The following is a 3,524-nucleotide window of genomic DNA, read 5'->3' on the forward strand; positions in this document are numbered from 1 at the left end:
GTTGAAGACGATGCAATGGGTATGAAGATGCGGATCCATAGCCCGGGAGGTTTCGTGACGGAATAGGGCAGCGGTGACATTCTGGGTGGGCCGATCGTTGCAAGAACCCGCCTTCCGGACCCGAGTGCCGGCAAAGGACTCGAGTTGATGAACGGCACTTCGAATCGCTTCATCGTGAGCCTGGATAATCCGGGTATCCTTCTGGACCAGGGCGGCGATGGAGACCGACTTGGGCGGTGAGAAGGTGAAGTCATAGAACACCCGTCGGTTGGCGGTTTCTCGTTCTGCTCCGTCAGGCCGGAGCTCTAGGCGGGTGGTTTTCTGACGTAGGGTCAGCTTCTGTCCGGTCTGAGGATGGAGATTGTCGCACATCCGCAGGAACTCCTCCGACGTAGGGACCCCGGTCAACCCGAGGCGTTCAGCTCCCTTACCGATCCATTCGCCGGTCAGCCGCTGTCCCTCGGTGTAGTAATCCCCGACCCGAAGGTGAGATTCGAAATACTCCTTGGCGTTCCCGAGATGATATTGGGCTCTGGAGGTCAGCATGGGGCATCTGGATTTGGAGAGGTTACTTCCCGTGCTGGTTTGCGTCTTTCTCCACGCCACGAAGAGAACGGCGTTGAGGTCCTTTCGTTTTCGCGGCGTTCTTGTCTTGCCAGTGTCGATAGAGAGCATTGCAAATTGCTCCCATCCGCTCCGGATCACCTGCCAGATCCAGAACCTCTGCCGGCGAGAAGTATTTGGTGGAGTTGGGCGGAGGGTTTCCCAAGGGCGTCAGCAAACCCCGATTTACCAAGACTGGGATATCGGTTTCATTGCAGTTGAGTAGGGCGGCCGTTTGCCGAGCGTTTAGTCGGCCTTGAAGACGACGCACATTCAGAAGGTCGCGAGCATGAACACTGAGAAGTTCGACTCTTGGCGCGGTGTTCGGACGATGCGATGTGCTGGTGATCCGTTCGTTGATAGAGCCATTCATAGTTGGTTGATTGGTTTCTGCGTTCCCACATCCGGGAGTTATGGATGGCAGTCTAGGTCTAAACATTGCGTGTGAGGCGTATCTCATACGCGTTCAAGAGCCGGAGCCATAACCACAGCTTGCACGAGCACAGACTCTCACAGTCCGAGATGGCGTTTGTGTAGTATGGACACAATTTGATTCTTTTTTTGACTCCTTCATGGTCCTCATCTCGAGCCGATTTGTATGGCCATCCCTCACTTCGATACATTCGTGTTCAGCCCTCTGCCTCAAGAATCGGCATTCAATTCAAGGCGCTAGGCGCTGCGGGATGGATTCATTATTGTGGAGACGCCCTACCCCTAAGCTGGAGCTTAGAATTTCACTGAGGAGCGCGGCCCGAGGTAGGGCAGGTGACGCAGTCCGTTGAATGGCGTTGATAAGCTCAACGCGGATCAACGGGCTTCAACGCTCCCGCTCAACAGCGTTCAACACGCTTCAACCCCCATTCGGACGCTGACTCGATCGAGCTCAACTCAAGGTGGTTTCCGAAAGGTAATATTCGGAATCGGCGTAACTCCTCGCCACGGTGGGTTAACCTTGGAACTACTCGGTAACACGGATCCCGGCTTGTCGGGCAACCTGGAAAGCATGGGATCTGAGAACGAGAACTATTCGCAAACGTTCCGCCGCAAGGGCGGCGGTCGGGCGTTTCACAGTCGGATCGAACCTCACACCGAACTCATCCGGAGTCTTCGTCGACAGCGGATGACCTGGAAGGAAATTGCATGTCACCTTACGGATCAAGTGGACTGTGCGATCACGTTTCAGGGTGTGCACCAGTTCTTCCGGCGATTTGTGAAACGCCAGGCGGTTACACACTGGGAGTCGATTGGCTCGCAGGAGCCGCCGGCTCCGGTGGTCAACGCCGTGAAAGCAAAACCGATCGCGGCAGCCATGCCTCCAGCGCGACGATTTCGTTCTGTGGATCCCGCTCGCATCAACCTCAACGACCCAACCGCAACATGAAAATTACCCGACGCATTCATCTCAACCCTCAATCCAAAGGCAACCTCGGCAAGAGCTTCGAAACCGAGTTCCGCACCGCCTGGCTGGATCACCACGGCATCAGCTGGACAGGATCAGATCTCGACGACCGTCACCATACCTTTGCCGCTCGGCACCGGGACGTCGTTAAGTCCTACCAACTCGGCAACGGGCAGGAGAGCAAGTCAGCCTTACTCACCCTGTTTCGGCGAGTAATGAAGGAGACCGCCCCCATCCACGTCATCGACACTCGCGCCCAGGCCGATGCGCTCATCCTCAGTGCCCTGGAAGAATTGCAGATCCTGGACATTTGTGCGGACGCAGGCATTCGGCTGACGTTCTTTCTGTTCCCGACTGACGACACCGAAAGCATGAACAACGTCGCCCGCTTGTTCCTCTATGCGGGGGATCGAGTCGACTACGTCATCGTCCACAACCCTACCAAGGCGCGGGGTGATCTTTTCAACGCTTCGCAGCTCGAGGCGCAACTCATCGATTTTGGAGCCAAGTCGATCCTTCTACCGGGCATCACGTCGACCACGCTTCTGGCCATGGAGAAGGCCGAGATGAAAGCCAAACGCGCGTTAAGCTTCGCCGAAGTCTCTCACCCGGACATGCACCATTTGGAGCGTCTCCTGGCGGGGGAGATCCAATGGGCACTGCAGAAGGTATTCCTCGAGTATGATCCCATCGCCGAACTGTTGCTTCCCGAGGGGTTCTCCTTGGAAGCTAAGTCACAGCGAGTGAACACCGCCGCTCCCGACGAAAGCGATGCGCAGGCCAACCTCAACTTTGGAGAATGAAGTATGGATGATACTGCCTTTGACGCGTTGTGTGAGGGAGCCTCTCCAGCGGAGGCCAAACAGCTCCGGAAACTCTTGGCTGCCTGGTGCCAGGGGGATGAGAATTCATTCCCGGTCCAACTGGTGCTGCTCAACCGATCTCAATTCCGGGCCGCCGCAAAGGTGCTCCTGACCATCGAAGCGTCTCGGGCATCCTTGCAGAAGGAGTTTCGAGAGCAGCAGAACTGCATCGCCAGTCAGATCAAGGCCTATGAGTCGACGACCTTGGCCCGAACTCAAGAACTTCAGAAACAGATTCGGGATCAAGCCGCCATCGCCGAGAAGATCCTCGGCAGTTTCAAGAGCCATCTGGTGGAAGCCGAGAAGACGGCGCAACAGATTCGCGACGGGTTGGTCAAAGGCTCAAAGGCCTGGGATGCGGCGAAAGCCGACTTCGACCAGTCCGGGCGAATCCTCCGTCAGGAATGCGCCGATCTCCAGTCGAGTCCCTGGCTGAGCCATTGGGTGCTGGTTGTCGCTCTCTGGATCTCGGCTGGATTTCTAGGCTACTTTTGGAGACGAATGGGAGGCTAACAGTTCGATGTGGGTGGGTGGGGGTGTTTTAGTGTGAGCACTTCGGGCTATTGCAGCTGGGAAGTGAGTCGAGAAGGCTCACTTACCAGCCAGCGTTTTTCCTTTGGAATCACTGCGAGCAATCTCGGCATCGGGGCGCGTGCCTA

The 3,524-nt window shown here is 56.5% G+C and carries 5 protein-coding genes; 3 read left to right on the top strand and 2 right to left on the bottom strand.

Going from position 1 to position 3,524, the window contains the following annotated elements; translation table 11 throughout:
* Together JNN07_23985 and JNN07_23990 are read right to left on the bottom strand one after the other, a co-directional pair.
* A partial coding sequence (locus JNN07_23985) for a relaxase domain-containing protein (protein ID MBL9170814.1) occupies nucleotides 1–546 on the bottom strand: 546 nt, incomplete at its 3' end.
* Between the two features lie 22 nt (nucleotides 547–568).
* The gene (locus tag JNN07_23990) at nucleotides 569–976 is read right to left on the bottom strand and encodes a hypothetical protein (GenBank protein MBL9170815.1); all 408 of its coding nucleotides are present in this window, start codon (nucleotides 974–976) and stop codon (nucleotides 569–571) included.
* Between the two features lie 579 nt (nucleotides 977–1,555).
* On the opposite strand from JNN07_23990, the gene JNN07_23995 reads away from it, so the two are divergent.
* The 3 genes from JNN07_23995 to JNN07_24005 are packed head-to-tail and all read left to right on the top strand — an operon-like array spanning nucleotide 1,556 to nucleotide 3,378.
* The gene (locus JNN07_23995; GenBank protein ID MBL9170816.1) at nucleotides 1,556–1,984 is read left to right on the top strand and encodes a hypothetical protein; all 429 of its coding nucleotides are present in this window, start codon (nucleotides 1,556–1,558) and stop codon (nucleotides 1,982–1,984) included.
* Nucleotides 1,981–2,805, top strand: coding sequence for a hypothetical protein (locus JNN07_24000; protein ID MBL9170817.1), 825 nt, complete (start codon nucleotides 1,981–1,983; stop codon nucleotides 2,803–2,805). The genes JNN07_23995 and JNN07_24000 overlap by 4 nt, the downstream gene beginning before the upstream one ends.
* Nucleotides 2,806–2,808: 3 nt before the next feature.
* Nucleotides 2,809–3,378, top strand: a complete 570-nt coding sequence (locus JNN07_24005) for a hypothetical protein (GenBank protein MBL9170818.1) — start codon at nucleotides 2,809–2,811, stop codon at nucleotides 3,376–3,378.
* The last annotated feature ends 146 nt before the right edge of the window (nucleotides 3,379–3,524 follow it).

The organism is Verrucomicrobiales bacterium (assembly GCA_016793885.1).
Classification (GTDB): Bacteria; Verrucomicrobiota; Verrucomicrobiia; order Limisphaerales; family UBA11320; genus UBA11320.